Genomic DNA, 14,177 nt, shown 5'->3' with positions numbered 1-14,177 from the left:
GTCAAGGCCTGCCGTGACATCTCTTTACACCATTCCCGCCTTGAGCATTGCGCATAAATCGTGCATAACTCCTTTATGTGCGTTTTGCGGGATGGAAGACCATGAAATTTATTGGAAAGCTGATCATCTATCTTCTGTTAGCTCTGCTTGTGGTGGTGCTGGCATTCTATATTTTGCTCCAGACCCGCTGGGGCGCGTCGCAGGTGAGCAATTGGGTTACGGTCAATACCGATTACGAACTCAACTTTGACCTGATGGATCACCGCTTTTCATCCCCTTCTCACCTCATTCTGGAAAATGTCACCTTTGGTCGTGACGGCAAACCCGCCACCCTGGTGGCCAAAAAAGTCGATATCGGTTTAAGCAGCCGTCAGGTAACCGATCCGCTGCATATGGATACCATCACCCTCTTTGATGGCACGCTGAACCTCTCTCCGCAAACCGCGCCGCTGCCTTTCCAGGCGGACCGCTTGCAGCTAAATAACATGGCCTTTAACAGCCCGAATACCGAATGGGACCTGAGCGCGCAGAAAGTCACGGGCGGCGTCAGCCCGTGGCAGCCTGAGGCGGGCAACGTGCTGGGCAAAAACGCGCAGATCCAGATGAGTGCAGGCTCGCTCACCCTGAACGGCGTCCCGGCCAGCAACGTCCTGATTCAGGGGCAGCTCAACGGACAAGAGGTGGTGCTGAGCACCATTGGCGCGGATATGGCGCGCGGCTCGCTCACCGGCTCCGCCCTGCGTAACGCTGACGGCAGCTGGATTATCGACAGCATGCGTCTGAATGAGATCCGCCTGCAAAGTGATAAATCGCTGATGGATTTCTTTGCTCCCATCACCACGCTCCCTTCCCTGCAGATTGGTCGGCTGGAAGTAACCGACGCGCGCCTGCAGGGGCCGGACTGGGCGGTGACGGACCTTGATTTGAGCCTGCGTAACCTGACGCTCAGCAAAGGCGACTGGCAGAGCCAGGAGGGGCGTTTGTCCATGAACGCCAGCGAGTTTATCTACGGATCGCTGCATCTGTTCGACCCGATCCTGAACGCGGAATTCTCCCCGCAGGGTATCGCACTGCGCCAGTTCACCTCCCGCTGGGAAGGCGGCATGGTTCGCACCTCCGGCAACTGGCTGCGCGACGGCAAAGCGCTGGTGCTGGATGATGCCGCCATCGCCGGGCTGGAATACACCTTGCCTGAAAACTGGAAAACGCTGTGGATGGATCCCCTGCCGGAATGGCTGAACAGCGTGACGCTAAAAAAATTCGGCCTGAGCCGCAATCTGGTGATCGACATCGATCCCACCTTCCCATGGCAGATCACCTCTCTGGACGGCTATGGCGCAAACCTGCAGCTGGCGAAAGACCGCCAGTGGGGCGTCTGGGGCGGCAGTGCAACATTGAACGGTGCGGCCGCGACCTTTAACCGCGTGGACGTGCGCCGTCCGTCGCTGGCGCTGAATGCGAACGCCGCCACGGTGAACATTACCGACCTGAGCGCCTTTACCGAGAAAGGTATTCTGGAAGCAACGGCGACGGTTTCACAGCTGCCACAGCGGCAGACCACGGTGAGCCTGAACGGGCGCGGCATGCCGCTCAACGTGCTGCAGCAGTGGGGCTGGCCTGCGCTGCCGATTGCAGGCGACGGCAATGTTCAGCTCACCGCCAGCGGCAGCGTGCAGGCGAATACCCCGCTTAAGCCGACGGTGAACGGCAAGCTGAACGCGGTGAATATGGATAAACAGCAGGTGCAGCAGACGATGACGGGCGGGGTGGTGTCGACGGTGGCTCCGGCACAGTAAATAGCCGGGTGGCGGCTATGCCTTACCCGGCCTACGATCCAATGTAGGCCCGGTAAGCGAAGCGCCACCGGGCATTTTCCACCTCAGAACTGAACCACCACCTCATTCCCCTCCGCTTTCACCACCACACCCCACTCACTGCCCGCGTGTGACCCCCCCTTCACACCGCTCACCTTCTGCACGTTGCGCAAGCACACCGACCAGTTTTGCGCGTCTCCCGCGCCGGTAAAGGTCACGATGTCGCCCCGACGTGACGCCTTCAGCGTAAACGCCACGGAGCCGTCCGCCGCAGGCACGTCGCTCACCGCCGTTGCGCCATCCTCCAGGTTAAACAGCTGGAAGGCCGTCCCCTCGTGCCACGCGTAGTCCGGCTTCTGGTTATTGTTGCCCAGCGCCAGCAGCGTGTTGTCGCGCACGTAGACCGGCAGGCTCAGGAAATCGTGCTGCTGCTTATGCCAGCGGCTGCCCTGGATTTTGTCGTTGTGCCACAGGTGCGTCCAGCGGCCTTCCGGCAGGTAGAACTGCACGTCCCCCGCCTCAGAGAACACTGGCGCCACCATTAACGCGTCCCCCAGCATGTACTGACGGTCAAGATAATCGCACGCCGGATCGTCCGGGAACTCCAGCATCATCGCGCGCAGCATCGGCGTGCCGCACTCGCGAGCCATCGCCGCCTGACGGTACAGGTACGGCATCAGCTGGCATTTCAACTGCGTAAAGTGGCGCACCACGTCGCAGGACTCGTCATCGTACGCCCACGGCACGCGGTAGGATTTGCTCCCGTGCAGGCGGCTGTGGCTGGAGAACAGCCCGAACGCGCACCAGCGCTTGTAGACGTGCGCGGGGGCGGTGTTTTCGAACCCGCCGATATCGTGGCTCCAGAACCCGAAGCCAGACAGGCCAATCGACAGCCCGCCGCGCAGGCTTTCGGCCATGGATTCATAGTTGGCGTAGCAGTCGCCGCCCCAGTGCACCGGGAACTGCTGCGCACCGACGGACGCGGAGCGGGCGAACAGCACCGCCTCTTCCTCCCCCACCGTCTCTTTCAGCACGTTCCACACCAGTTCGTTATAGATGTAGGCGTAGTGGTTGTGCATCTTCTGCGGATCGGACCCGTCAAACCACTGCACGTCCGTCGGGATACGCTCGCCGAAGTCGGTCTTGAAGCAGTCGACGCCGATATCGACCAGGCCTTTCAGCTTGTCGGCATACCACCGGCACGCTTCCGGGTTGGTGAAGTCGTAAATCGCCAGCCCCGGCTGCCATTTGTCCCACTGCCACAGGGAGCCGTCCGGGCGCTTGAGCAGGTAGCCCTTCTCTTTCAGCTCCTGGAAAATCGGGGATTTCTGGCCGATGTACGGGTTGATCCACACGCAGACCTTCAGCCCTTTCTCCTTCAGGCGGCGGATCATCCCTTCCGGATCCGGGAAGGTCACCGGGTCCCACTCGAAGTCGCACCACTGGAAGGCCTTCATCCAGAAGCAATCAAAGTGGAAAACATGCAGCGGCAGGTCGCGCTCGGCCATACCGTCGATAAAGCTGTTAACCGTCGCTTCGTCGTAGTTGGTGGTGAACGAGGTGGTGAGCCACAGTCCGAATGACCAGGCAGGCGGCAGCGCCGGACGGCCGGTGAACCGCGTGTAGCGGTTGAGCACTTCTTTCGGCGTCGGGCCGTCGATCACGAAGTACTCCAGATATTCCCCTTCCACGCTGAACTGCACCTTAGAGACTTTCTCAGAGCCGACTTCAAACGAGACGTTTTCCGGATGATTCACCAGCACGCCGTAGCCGCGGTTGGTCAGGTAGAACGGGATGTTTTTGTAGGATTGCTCGGTGCTGGTGCCGCCGTCGCGGTTCCAGGTCTCGACCGTCTGGCCGTTGCGCACCAGCGCGGTGAAGCGCTCGCCCAGGCCGTAGACCGTCTCCCCCACGCCCAGATCCAGACGTTCAAACACATAGTTGCGATCGGCATTGCTGTCCTGCACGTAGCCGTTGTTTTTCAGCTGGCTGCCGGTAATGCGCTGGCCGTTGCGCAGGAAATCCAGCGCCCAGAACTCGCCTTTGGTGACGCGCACGCTGACGCTGCCGCTTTTCAGCTCGGCAAAATCGGCGTTGTTTTCAATCTCAACCTTCACGTCTTTCAGAACGTTCAGCGGATAGTGCGGACCGTTGTTCAGCGCGCCCTGGAAGTGCTCGATGCGCACCCCGACAATCCCTTCCTGCGGGGCAAACAGGCGCACCGTGAACATCAACGTGTCGAGCTGCCAGGTGCGTTCGCGCACGTCGCGCGGCGCGACGTACACCACCAGGTCATTGCCCTGCTGCTCCACGTCGAACACCTGCACCGGATAGGTCACGTTCAGGCCCGGCTGAATAAGCCAATTTCCATCACTGATTTTCATACTCTCGTCCTCTTAGTTCTGTAATTCTTTGCTGACCGGCAGGTTTTCAAACTCCTGCTGATTGCGGCGCGCGCCCTGCGCCAGCTCGCCCAGGATTTTGGTCAGGAAAGGGGTTTTCAGCGTGTAGTAGCGTTTGGCGATAATTGCGCTCAGCACGTAGCAGACCGCCGGGGCCAGGGTAAACAGGCCGATAATGATGCTGATGGTCGCGCTGTTCTGGGTTTTGGCTGCCGCATCGTAGCCGCCGCCTGCCAGCATCCAGCCGATCATCGCCCCGCCCAGCGCCAGGCCGAGCTTCAGCACGAACAGCGTGCCCGCAAAGCTGATGCCGGTCAGGCGTTTGCCGTTGGTCCATTCGCCGTAGTCGACGGTATCGGACATCATCACCCACTGAATTGGCGTCACCAGCTGGTGCAGCACGCCGATGACGAAGATAAAGGCGAACATCAGCACGGTGGCGTGCATCGGCACGAAGAACATCGCCACGCTGACCACCGCCAGCGCGGCGTTAGTCCACCAGAAGATGCTGACCTTGCACTTCCAGTCGGTAAGCGGTTTTGCCAGCGCGGAGCCAATCAGGTTGCCGACGCAGTAGGTGGTGAGGAAGGCGACGAACACCTCCGGCGAGCCCATGATCCAGGTGCAGTAGTACATCATCGCGCCGCCGCGCACGCAGACGGCGAGGATGTTGAGGATGGTGAGCACGCCCACGATGCGCCACTGGTCGTTTTGCCAGATATCACGCAGATCTTCACGCATGGAGGTCGTGCTCGGCGGTACCAGGATGCGCTCTTTGGTGGTGAAGAAGCAGAACGCCAGCATCAGGAACGCAACCACCGACAGCACGGCGATCCCGCCCTGGAAACCGAACGCTTTATCGTCGCCACCAATCAGGTTCACCAGCGGCATCATCAGCACCGTGGAGAGCATGCCGCCCGCCGTCGCCAGCACGAAGCGCCAGGACTGGAGGGAGATACGCTGCGTCGGGTCGTTGGTGATCACGCCGCCGAGCGCGCAGTAGGGGATATTGACCACGGTATAGAGCAGGGTCAGCAGGGTGTAGGTAATGGCGGCGTAAACCATTTTGCCGTTGAGGCTAAGGTCCGGCGTGGTGTAGGCCAGCACGCAGACGATACCGAACGGGATGGCACCAAACAAAATCCACGGACGGAACTTGCCCCAGCGGCTGCGGGTGCGGTCGGCAATCAGCCCCATGCACGGGTCGGAGATCGCATCCAGCGCGCGCGCCAGCAGGAACATGGTGCCGACAAACCCGGCGGGAATGCCGAAGATATCGGTGTAGAAAAACATCATGTACAACATAACGTTATCAAAAATGATGTGGCTGGCGGCGTCTCCCATGCCGTAGCCAATCTTCTCTTTTACTGACAATACTTCGCTCATCTTTTTTATCCTTCACGCTGTAGGGGGCGCTGAGACCGGTTACCGTTTTTTAAACCATTGTTTCAGGAGCGGGTATTGCGTTTTCTGGTTAAGAGATTACGTTTCTTGTTTTTTGTGATCGCGGTAAATGTTGGGCAGCACGAAATGCTAACCTGAGGATTTTCTTAAGAATTAGCTGAAACAGGGGGGTTAAGGTCAAAAGAGAGGTGAAAAAAGTGGTGTGGGGTATGTGGTAAATGCCTGAAAGTAGCTATAATGCGCCCCGCCTCCATGTAGCAATGCAGGCGCGGAAGATCGTCATCTCCGGTGAGGTGGCTGGACTTCAAATCCAGTTGGGGGCGCCAGCGTTCCCGGGCAGGTTCGACTCCTGTGATCTTCCGCCAACTTCTTGATTAAGTATCGTAAAAACCTTAATTCTACTTCTTAACAAAATGAGTTTCTTTTTTATTCTTGTAATATTCTCCAACAATTGATTTATATTCCTTAAAGCCATTTTTTGTCAGAAATGGAACCATTTTATCCAAAGCTCCTTCACTGACAGTAATATTGACACCTTTATCCCGTAGTACCGAAAGAGAGCAGTTTAATAATAATGTCCCTAATCCAAACCCACTATACTTATCATCAACAAAAAAAGTAGATATTTTATATTCTGAGGGGTGTTTTTTTAAAACAGACAAACCCGCCAAATTTTCATCCACCGAAGCTGCAATAACAAATCGCCCAGTAGGAAAGTTAAGATCTGACAAACCTCCCACCTCATCCGAATACAGATGATTGTTGAAGTAATCACAGCACACCGAACTATCTTTAACAACGTCCTTTACTAATTTATGATTATACCAATTATTAAAATTTGGATAATAATTATCGGCATTTTCAAAGAGCTTTTTTACGTGGCTATTTTGAAAATCAGAATAATTATCCAGTATCAATAGATTTATCTTCCCTATTGAAGAAGGGACATCTATCTTTAAATCCTCAAAAGCTTTTTTATCATAACTTTTAAGTACATGCATTCCCTCCTCCTTAAAATCAATATAAATATAGCACTATTATAGGATAAAAATTATTTTTACTCAACTTTTAAACCATTCGAAATGCCACTTCAGAAAATCGTAAATTAAATTACTTAAAATGCTAATAGCAATTATCAATGTGATGTATATGCATATAGTCAAAAATGGGGATTCAGTTTGCTTAAACTTAGCTACAGCAATAAAGTCGGTTACTTTATGACCATTGTTTTTTCTATCATTACCCGTAGTATTAGAACAAGTTCCTGTGCCATTATTTGTAGTTGCATTCGATTTATTACAATCTTTTTCCCAATGATATATCATTGAAGATTGTTCTTTCTTGAAAGTATTTCCTTCGAAATATTTTTGCCACGTTTCTCCTTCTAATATTCTGCATTTTTTATAACTTTGCCCTGAATGAGATAATTGATATTCATCTGTTTCATCACGAATGACAAAAAGATGATACTTCAATGGACAAGCACAGGCATTAGCCAGACTAATTCTTACATCTTTTGGAAGAACACGAAGCTCATTAACTCGGAAATCTATTACCACTAATTCGTCTTTAAGTGGCTTAAGATATTTATCAGAATTTTCAGTTTTATGAATGAGTACATTAATTTCTTCCTCAGTTAAGCCATCCAAACGAAAGCGTATATAATATTTTAGTCCATCATTGTCGCCAATCTGTGCAAGAGAGGTACGATCGATAATGCACTTGGAAAGTTTAAACGATATTTTAGTGAACTCATGGTTCACGACCACGCTAACCCGATCATCATATCTGCCATCAAGATCATTAAAATCTAAACTGGTATTTAATGCCAAAGGAGAGTCAAGATTGGAAGCTAAGTTGTAAACTACGTGTTTTGTTTTCACATTGCGAGTAACAGAAATATGGTCATTAAAAATAGCTGACACTAGATCTTTATCCGCTTCCATATTAACACTTAAATCTTTAATTCTATCCTTAGGAATGGAGAAAGGAATAAATATATTCAAAGAGCTATCATTAAATTCATACCCTTTACATGAAAATTTAATACCAAGATCAATGCAATTAATTAAAGGGTTCCTTGTGCACCAAAAATTGATATGTAATTCATCTATACTTACTGAAAATTTTTCATTATTATCTATCTTATCTTCTACCCAAACAGCGAAGCTTTTAGCCATGTCGAAACCTATTCTAATGAGCATTAAACCAAGATATTCTCATGAAATTATAGCACAAAACAAAACAATTGAAATCAGAAAGAAAATAGGCAAGTACTTTATGCCTAACTCCTACATATTCATTTACTCATCTTCACCAGAAAAGAAAATCATTGGCTTCTTTCAAATAGACTCAATAATAAGGATTGATAAAGATTCATTCGATGATAATCTTTTGATGAAATCATGTTTAACCAAAAAAGAAATGATCGAATATATCGAAAACCAAAAAGCCTTTGGTATAAAAATCAAGAACGTTAATGTTATCCAACCAATTACTCTCGATGAAATGAAAATATTATTTAAAGATTTTACTCCACCACAGTCATTTAGGTATATTGACCCAAACATGCTGGTTTTTTTGAAAACAAAATTAAAGGGTAATTCTATCCCTTAGGTTTAATATTTTTTTTGATCAAAGCCTCTCTCGCCAGCTCCTTAAACCAGCTGGCGAGACTCACGCCTTCCTCAGCAGCCACAGCATCTAACTGCTCCTTCAATGCCGGATCAATTCGCATCTTAAACTGCGGAGACTGCCCGCCGCCTTTTGGTTTTTTTTCGCGCGATATGATTGACATGAGGCCACCTATCCATCTACTCTGGCACATATAGGAGGCCACCTAAACCTCCTGTACTTGCAACGCCCCGATGTGCGGGAACACAACCGGAGCGTCTAACCTCACCAACTATCAAGGAGTTGATTATGGCTGGTTCGCATTCTACCCCAGACACCGACCAATCCGGAACCGAGCGTTCGTTAATTGTGGGATATCGCCCGAATGTTTTCGACAAATCCACGCCCAATATCATTTTGTCCGGCAAGTGGCTTCGCGCGGCAGGGTTTGATACAGGGCAGCAGGTCACGGTAAAGGTGATGAAAGGGTGCATCGTTCTGGTGGCGTATAACGAGCAGGAGCAGCGGTTGCAGGATGATTATAAGCGGACGAAGGCAAAGCTCGTTGAGATAGAGAATGCACTCGCAGCGATTCAAATTCAGCATCCTGGAAAGCGCCTCGCAAAATCAAATACAAACCACCTGGCTTAGCGGCTGTTTCTGGCATACTACACGCTGGTAAGGTTAATCACTTGAAAAAGGGAGGCGACATGGCAGATAAAGATGTAATCCAATCTCCGGCAGGTGAATTTGTTATGTTCGCCAGTGATGATGGAACAGTTCGCATCACATGTCGCTTTGAACATGAAACGCTCTGGCTGTCGCAAGCAGCCATTGCGGCTCTTTATCAGGTCACTCCTCAAGCCATTACTCAGCATATCAAAGCCATTTACGAAGAGGGTGAGCTTGAACAAAAAGTAACTTGTAAGGCTTACTTACAAGTTCAGCAAGAAGGTCAGCGCAAGGTCAATCGCAACACACTTCACTATAGCTTGCCCGTGATTCTCGCCATCGGCTATCGCGTCCGCTCAGCGCGAGGGACACAATTCCGCCAGTGGGCCACCCAAACGCTACAGGAATACCTGGTTAAAGGCTTCGTTATGGACGACGAGCGGCTGAAAAACCCGCCTGTCGGATCGTCCACCGTACCTGACTATTTCGATGAAATGCTGGAACGTATTCGCGATATACGGGCCAGCGAACGCCGGGTTTATCTCCGCGTGAGGGAGATTTTTGCGCTAGCCGCCGATTATCAGCCATCGCTCAAAGAAACCACGCAATTCTTCCAGACCATCCAGAATAAACTGCATTTTGCCTGCACGGGCCTCACCGCCGCTGAGTTGATTCACCAACGTGCGGACGCCACTCAACCGCATATGGGGCTGACCAGCTATAAAGGCGAAGAAGTCCGTAAAGGCGATGTCACCACCGCAAAAAATTATCTGTCTCAGGATGAGGTGGGCGAGCTTAATCGCGTCGTGAATATGTGGCTCGATTTTGCCGAAGATCAGGCCAAACGCCGCAAGCAAGTATTTTTACGAGACTGGCAAACCAAGCTCGATCAGTTCCTGCAATTTAACGATCGGGACGTTTTAGAAGGAGCAGGCAAAATCAGCAAGAAAGCGGCGGATGAAAAGGCGTGCTCCGAATACATTGAGTTTGAAAAAAAGCAGCGCCTGCTGAAAGAAGCCGAAGGAGAGAAAGATATCATCGGCTTAGTAAAATGGGATAAACAGGCTAAGCGCGACGATTAACTCCGTTCAACTGCCGGTGGGCAGCAGGACTGGGCTGATATTCAGCCCTGCCACAGTAATTTTCAGCGAAAACTTTTCAGATATTACGCTCTGAGATCGCTGCTTTTATTAAGCTGTATAGCTCATCTGATAACTCGTTAAGAGTATTGTTTTCAGCTCGCAGCATTTTGCCGTTATTTTGCAATATTAAGTCATTAAAGGAACCAGCCCCTCCGAAAATAGACCTGATGGCTAACACGGTCTGGTCATAATCAGAATCCAGGTCCTCACGATAATTAATAAGTCTTTTTGACCAAACACTCTCATCACAAGAGACAAGTAATTCAATGATTTTATTAAGTAACATATGTATATCTGATTTCATTCCCCCCCCAAAAAATTAACCGTCTCTACGCCTGGAATATTCCAGGGCGCAGGGATGACGACTTGCTCAGTCCCTCCAGGGAAAATATCAGACTGGTAGCCCACCTCTCCGACATAGACCTTCGATCCTGCAGGAATTTTTATCTCATAAAAACTATCAACCACAGATTCAGAACCGTCAGGCCATTTTGGTAACATCATGGTGTGTTAAGCAATGGGGAGCAGGTCAAGGGTATTAAACCTGCCCCCCAACCGCATATGCAACAACGGAAACGGATTCCCCTGTCCGTCCACTTCCGAACGTCCGACCTGCTCAAACCCCATATGGCGATAAAACGCGACGCCCTGCGGGTTCTGCTCATTCACATCGACTTCATTCGCGCCAAAGTCTGCGATGGCGTATTGCAGCAGCAGTTTACCAACGCCCTTCCCCCGGCTCGCATCGTCAACAAAAAGCATTTCAATGCGGTTTTCATCCACACCTAAAAAGCCGTGAATAACGCCTGCATCATCCTGGGCCATCACGACGGTGAGGTTTGGCAGGTAGGCGTTGAGCAATAACGGGCGCAGCGCCGCAATATCGCTTTCCTGTAAAAAGTGGTGGGTAGCGCGGACGGAGGATTCCCAGATGGCGACCAGGCGTTCGAAGTGTAAGGGGAGTGCGGTTTCTATTTTCATGGGGGGATCATGATTGGAAAACCAAATCCATTCAAGCAACTCTGTGCGCCTTGTTTCCCCCTCACCCTAACCCTCTCCCTCAAGGGAGAGGGGACCTACCGTGCTACGCTTTAATCTCCATTACCGCATATACCCCATCCTTCGGTACGACCACGGTGACGTTTTCCACCGGCACGCCCGCCGCGAGGTGGATATCCTGCAGCTGCTGTAACGATCTCGGGTAAATATCCTCCCAGCCGATCCCGCGCAGCACAAAGTCAATTTGCGGGCTGCTGATGAGCATGTTCGACACAATCACCGCGCCGCCGGGCTTGACCAATCGCAGCGCGCGCTGGAGAAAAACCGCCGCATCGGTATCGTTGAAGTATTCGAAAATCCCCAGCGCGTCGACCAGTTCGGCCTGATGCTCGCCCAGCTCCAGCAGTAAGTCCTCGTTACGCACCAGCGTATGGAGCAGGTCGCGCCTGAGCAGGGTTAGCTGTTCGCCCACCACGATGCCTTCCTGCGCCGCCATGGTTTCGGCCCAGCTCAGGGCGACGGCATCTTTATCCACCAGCGTGAGATAGACCTGCTGACCATCAAGTTTGGCATTGCGTAGCGCCTCCAGCACCGGGATGGCGGCCCCGCTCGCCAGGCTGACCCAGTTATTTTCACTTTCGTTGTGAATGTACTTCTCCACCAGCGCGGCCAGCACGCGGGCGCGGGAGCGCACGCCGATGGCGTCATTGGCGTGGATAAACCACTGGCGACTGTCGCTGTCCATTTTCGTCCCTTCGGGAAGACGCTCTTCCAGCGGATTTTGCACCACAAACAGCGCCAGCGCAGAAGGGACCAGCCGGGTTCGCCACGCGGTGAGCGCCGGACGGTTGCGAAAGGCTTGTTCGGAATAGCGGTTCTGCGGGACAAGCACCGCCTGGCCGCCCTCTTCCCATTCAACAAAAGGAGGGCGGAGCGCCGGATCGGCTTTCAGTCCTCGATCGATGGCATTGATCTCCCGGACGGCATCGTCTTTCATCGGCCACCGATCGCTGACGTCGGGAAAGGATGCACTGAAAATCGTCATATTTTCCGGTGCATCGCCACGAAAAGGCTGCCAGTTCATGTCGTCTTCCCTCCGTTAGGCTTTTAACGGAAGTCTATCCAGGCGAGCCAGTAAAACCCTACGAAGAAAGCACGATCTTCATTGCTTCACCCACACCAGCTGATCGGTTCGGAAGCCCAGACCGCGCGCGGTGTTTAGGTAATCCTGCTTCACCGCATCCGGGATGGTTGGCGTGCGCGACAGGATCCACAGGTAGTCGCGGTTCGGGCCGCTGACCAGCGCGTACTGGTACTTATCGTCCAGTTTGATCACGTTATATCCGCCGTAGAACGGGCCGAAGAACGACACCTTCAGCGCGGCCGTGGTCGGCTCGCCGGTAAAGTAGGCTTTACCCTCGCTCTCATTCCACTTGTTCTTCACCGGGTCGTAGCCGCGGTTAAGCACGCTGATGCCGCCGTCGCTGCGCTTGCCGTAAGTGGCGGTCACCTGCTCCAGGCCGCGTTCAAAGCGGTTTTCGAGGCGAGCGATTTCGTACCATTTGCCAAGATAGCGGCTGGCGTCAAAACCGGAAATGGGCTGCACGCCCTTCGGCGGGGTGGGGGATTTACAGGCTACCAGCGTCAGGGCAATGGCAACACCGGTCACAACAGGCCATAGCTTCATGAGAATTCCTTTCATTTGCACGGTTGGAAGTTAAGTGTAGTGCACCGCGGCGGCGCTTCATCCCGCCCGCGAAAATTCGTAGTATATTGAGAGTATTCCTCAACTCTGGACACGGACATGGCTTACTCCATCGGCGAATTCGCCAGACTCAGCGGGATCACCGCCACTACGCTGCGGGCCTGGCAGCGGCGCTACGGCTTACTCAAGCCTCAGCGCACGGAGGGCGGCCACCGCCAGTACAGCGATGAGGACGTCCAGCAGGCGCTAAAAATCCTCGACTGGGTAAAAAAAGGCGTCCCGATTGGCCAGGTCAAACCGCTGCTGGAGCGCCCTACGTCGCGCCTGACCAACAACTGGCTCACGCTGCAGCAGACCATGTTACAGCGCCTGCAGGACGGCAAAATCGAGTCCCTGCGCCAGATGATTTACGACGCAGGACGCGAGTACCCAAGACCAGAACTGGTCGCGAACGTGCTGCGCCCGCTGCGCAGTCAGGTATCGGCAAACGTCGCCGCCGCCATGACCCTGCGCGAGATCCTCGACGGCATCATCATCGCCTACACCTCGTTTTGCCTGGAAGGCGATAAAAAAGCGCCGGGCGACAACATTCTGCTCAGCGGCTGGTACCTGAATGACCCGTGTGAAGTCTGGCTCGAGGCCTTAACCCGCACTGGACAAGGTCACCGTATCGATATTTTGCCCACGCCGCCCGCCACGCTGGCCCCGGAGATTTTCCCGGACCGCCACTGGCTTCTGGTCACGCGCGGTAAACTCACCGCCGCGCGCAAAAAACAGATCGAGCAGTGGCAGCAGCAGGTATCGCTTGAAGTGATTATCCTCTGATCATTTTCTCCTGCGGGAATCTTCACGAAAAGTTGAATATTTTCCCGCGCCACAAATGCTAACGTTTTCCTGTGACTGACAACTCCACAGGAAAACACAATGAAAAAAACTGCCCCTCTGCTAATCCTTGCTTCGATGGCCTTTGCCCCTGCCGCCTTTAGCGCCGCACCTGCCGGTACGCTGAGCGTACACATTCTTGACCAGCAAACCGGGATGCCGCCATCGGACGTGACCGTCACGCTGGAAAAACAGCAGCAGAACACATGGACCCCAGTTGCCAGCGGCAAAACCGACCATGACGGACGCATCAAATCACTTTATCCGCAGGATCAGGATATGCAGCCCGGCGTCTATAAAGTGACCTTTAAAACCGCGGATTACTTCCACGGCAAAAAGCTGGACACCTTCTTCCCGGAGATCCCGGTGCTGTTCACCGTAACCCGCACCAACGAAAAGCTGCACATCCCTCTCCTGCTGAGCCAGTACGGTTATTCAACTTACAAAGGCAGTTAAGATACGTTGATTTTAAAGGGAAATAAAAAATAACTCCGCTAATACTTGGACAAATTAGTCATGCTGTGTAAGTTTTAAAGAGTAAGAA

The 14,177-nt window shown here is 52.5% G+C and carries 15 protein-coding genes and 1 tRNA gene; 7 read left to right on the top strand and 9 right to left on the bottom strand.

Going from position 1 to position 14,177, the window contains the following annotated elements; translation table 11 throughout:
* Positions 1–101 precede the first annotated feature (101 nt).
* Positions 102–1,796, top strand: a complete 1,695-nt coding sequence (locus N2K86_RS00460; protein ID WP_260660100.1) for an AsmA family protein — start codon at positions 102–104, stop codon at positions 1,794–1,796.
* An 83-nt stretch (positions 1,797–1,879) separates the two neighbouring features.
* Here the strand turns inward: N2K86_RS00460 and yicI are convergent, their stop codons facing one another.
* A complete protein-coding gene (yicI, locus tag N2K86_RS00455; protein ID WP_260660099.1) occupies positions 1,880–4,198 on the bottom strand; it encodes an alpha-xylosidase in 2,319 nt (772 codons plus the stop codon).
* 12 nt (positions 4,199–4,210) lie between these two features.
* Positions 4,211–5,602, bottom strand: a complete 1,392-nt coding sequence (locus tag N2K86_RS00450) for a glycoside-pentoside-hexuronide family transporter (protein ID WP_260660098.1) — start codon at positions 5,600–5,602, stop codon at positions 4,211–4,213.
* A gap of 288 nt (positions 5,603–5,890) precedes the next feature.
* On the opposite strand from N2K86_RS00450, the gene N2K86_RS00445 reads away from it, so the two are divergent.
* Positions 5,891–5,985, top strand: a tRNA-Sec gene (locus N2K86_RS00445).
* Positions 5,986–6,018: 33 nt separating this feature from the next.
* Here the strand turns inward: N2K86_RS00445 and N2K86_RS00440 are convergent.
* Together N2K86_RS00440 and N2K86_RS00435 are read right to left on the bottom strand one after the other, a co-directional pair.
* Entirely contained in the window at positions 6,019–6,621 is a 603-nt protein-coding gene (locus N2K86_RS00440) for a GNAT family N-acetyltransferase (RefSeq protein WP_260660097.1), read from the bottom strand.
* 60 nt (positions 6,622–6,681) lie between these two features.
* Complete coding sequence (locus N2K86_RS00435) at positions 6,682–7,800, bottom strand: hypothetical protein (protein WP_260660096.1); 1,119 nt, start codon at positions 7,798–7,800, stop codon at positions 6,682–6,684.
* Here N2K86_RS00435 and N2K86_RS00430 point away from each other — a divergent pair.
* Positions 7,799–8,236 carry a hypothetical protein gene (locus N2K86_RS00430; RefSeq protein ID WP_260660095.1) on the top strand — a complete coding sequence of 146 codons (438 nt, stop codon included), beginning with the start codon at positions 7,799–7,801 and terminating at the stop codon, positions 8,234–8,236. The genes N2K86_RS00435 and N2K86_RS00430 overlap by 2 nt on opposite strands.
* On the opposite strand, the gene N2K86_RS00425 is transcribed toward N2K86_RS00430, so the two are convergent.
* Entirely contained in the window at positions 8,226–8,417 is a 192-nt protein-coding gene (locus N2K86_RS00425; protein WP_096217528.1) for a toxin-antitoxin system HicB family antitoxin, read from the bottom strand. The two genes, N2K86_RS00430 and N2K86_RS00425, sit on opposite strands and share 11 nt — an antisense overlap.
* A 125-nt stretch (positions 8,418–8,542) precedes the next feature.
* Between N2K86_RS00425 and N2K86_RS00420 the strand changes: the two genes are divergently transcribed.
* Both N2K86_RS00420 and N2K86_RS00415 read left to right on the top strand, forming a co-directional pair.
* Positions 8,543–8,884, top strand: coding sequence for a SymE family type I addiction module toxin (locus N2K86_RS00420; RefSeq protein ID WP_260660094.1), 342 nt, complete (start codon positions 8,543–8,545; stop codon positions 8,882–8,884).
* Positions 8,885–8,943: 59 nt separating this feature from the next.
* Positions 8,944–9,987, top strand: a complete 1,044-nt coding sequence (locus N2K86_RS00415; RefSeq protein ID WP_260660093.1) for a virulence RhuM family protein — start codon at positions 8,944–8,946, stop codon at positions 9,985–9,987.
* A gap of 76 nt (positions 9,988–10,063) precedes the next feature.
* On the opposite strand, the gene N2K86_RS00410 is transcribed toward N2K86_RS00415, so the two are convergent.
* The 4 genes from N2K86_RS00410 to N2K86_RS00395 form a co-directional block, all read right to left on the bottom strand.
* Positions 10,064–10,351: a DUF6966 domain-containing protein gene (locus tag N2K86_RS00410; RefSeq protein ID WP_260660092.1), complete on the bottom strand. Its 288-nt coding sequence runs from the start codon at positions 10,349–10,351 to the stop codon at positions 10,064–10,066.
* A 206-nt stretch (positions 10,352–10,557) separates the two neighbouring features.
* Positions 10,558–11,028: an acetyltransferase gene (locus N2K86_RS00405; RefSeq protein WP_260660091.1), complete on the bottom strand. Its 471-nt coding sequence runs from the start codon at positions 11,026–11,028 to the stop codon at positions 10,558–10,560.
* Between the two features lie 103 nt (positions 11,029–11,131).
* Entirely contained in the window at positions 11,132–12,130 is a 999-nt protein-coding gene (locus N2K86_RS00400; RefSeq protein WP_260660090.1) for a class I SAM-dependent methyltransferase, read from the bottom strand.
* Positions 12,131–12,208: 78 nt separating this feature from the next.
* A complete protein-coding gene (locus N2K86_RS00395) occupies positions 12,209–12,733 on the bottom strand; it encodes a lipocalin family protein (protein ID WP_260660089.1) in 525 nt (174 codons plus the stop codon).
* A gap of 117 nt (positions 12,734–12,850) precedes the next feature.
* Here N2K86_RS00395 and N2K86_RS00390 point away from each other — a divergent pair, with 117 nt between their 5' ends.
* Together N2K86_RS00390 and uraH are read left to right on the top strand one after the other, a co-directional pair.
* Positions 12,851–13,576, top strand: coding sequence for a MerR family transcriptional regulator (locus tag N2K86_RS00390; protein ID WP_010426471.1), 726 nt, complete (start codon positions 12,851–12,853; stop codon positions 13,574–13,576).
* A 99-nt stretch (positions 13,577–13,675) separates the two neighbouring features.
* Entirely contained in the window at positions 13,676–14,089 is a 414-nt protein-coding gene (gene uraH, locus N2K86_RS00385) for a hydroxyisourate hydrolase (protein ID WP_260660088.1), read from the top strand.
* The last annotated feature ends 88 nt before the right edge of the window (positions 14,090–14,177 follow it).

Origin of the sequence: Enterobacter mori (genome assembly GCF_025244905.1) — a bacterium.
GTDB lineage: Bacteria > Pseudomonadota > Gammaproteobacteria > Enterobacterales > Enterobacteriaceae > Enterobacter > Enterobacter mori_A.
The sequence above is the reverse complement of the archived record's forward strand: the minus strand, read 5'-3'. Positions and strand labels throughout refer to the sequence as shown.

Excerpts from the sequence above, each read along its gene's own strand:
- N2K86_RS00460 (WP_260660100.1), top strand. The coding sequence starts at position 102 with ATGAAATTTATTGGAAAGCTGATCATCTATCTTCTGTTAGCTCTGCTT.
- N2K86_RS00440 (WP_260660097.1), bottom strand. The coding sequence starts at position 6,621 with ATGCATGTACTTAAAAGTTATGATAAAAAAGCTTTTGAGGATTTAAAG.
- N2K86_RS00400 (WP_260660090.1), bottom strand. The coding sequence starts at position 12,130 with ATGAACTGGCAGCCTTTTCGTGGCGATGCACCGGAAAATATGACGATT.
- uraH (WP_260660088.1), top strand. The coding sequence starts at position 13,676 with ATGAAAAAAACTGCCCCTCTGCTAATCCTTGCTTCGATGGCCTTTGCC.
- N2K86_RS00430 (WP_260660095.1), top strand. The coding sequence starts at position 7,799 with ATGTCGAAACCTATTCTAATGAGCATTAAACCAAGATATTCTCATGAA.
- yicI (WP_260660099.1), bottom strand. The coding sequence starts at position 4,198 with ATGAAAATCAGTGATGGAAATTGGCTTATTCAGCCGGGCCTGAACGTG.
- N2K86_RS00415 (WP_260660093.1), top strand. The coding sequence starts at position 8,944 with ATGGCAGATAAAGATGTAATCCAATCTCCGGCAGGTGAATTTGTTATG.
- N2K86_RS00395 (WP_260660089.1), bottom strand. The coding sequence starts at position 12,733 with ATGAAGCTATGGCCTGTTGTGACCGGTGTTGCCATTGCCCTGACGCTG.
- N2K86_RS00450 (WP_260660098.1), bottom strand. The coding sequence starts at position 5,602 with ATGAGCGAAGTATTGTCAGTAAAAGAGAAGATTGGCTACGGCATGGGA.
- N2K86_RS00410 (WP_260660092.1), bottom strand. The coding sequence starts at position 10,351 with ATGAAATCAGATATACATATGTTACTTAATAAAATCATTGAATTACTT.
- N2K86_RS00420 (WP_260660094.1), top strand. The coding sequence starts at position 8,543 with ATGGCTGGTTCGCATTCTACCCCAGACACCGACCAATCCGGAACCGAG.
- N2K86_RS00390 (WP_010426471.1), top strand. The coding sequence starts at position 12,851 with ATGGCTTACTCCATCGGCGAATTCGCCAGACTCAGCGGGATCACCGCC.
- N2K86_RS00405 (WP_260660091.1), bottom strand. The coding sequence starts at position 11,028 with ATGAAAATAGAAACCGCACTCCCCTTACACTTCGAACGCCTGGTCGCC.
- N2K86_RS00435 (WP_260660096.1), bottom strand. The coding sequence starts at position 7,800 with ATGGCTAAAAGCTTCGCTGTTTGGGTAGAAGATAAGATAGATAATAAT.
- N2K86_RS00425 (WP_096217528.1), bottom strand. The coding sequence starts at position 8,417 with ATGTCAATCATATCGCGCGAAAAAAAACCAAAAGGCGGCGGGCAGTCT.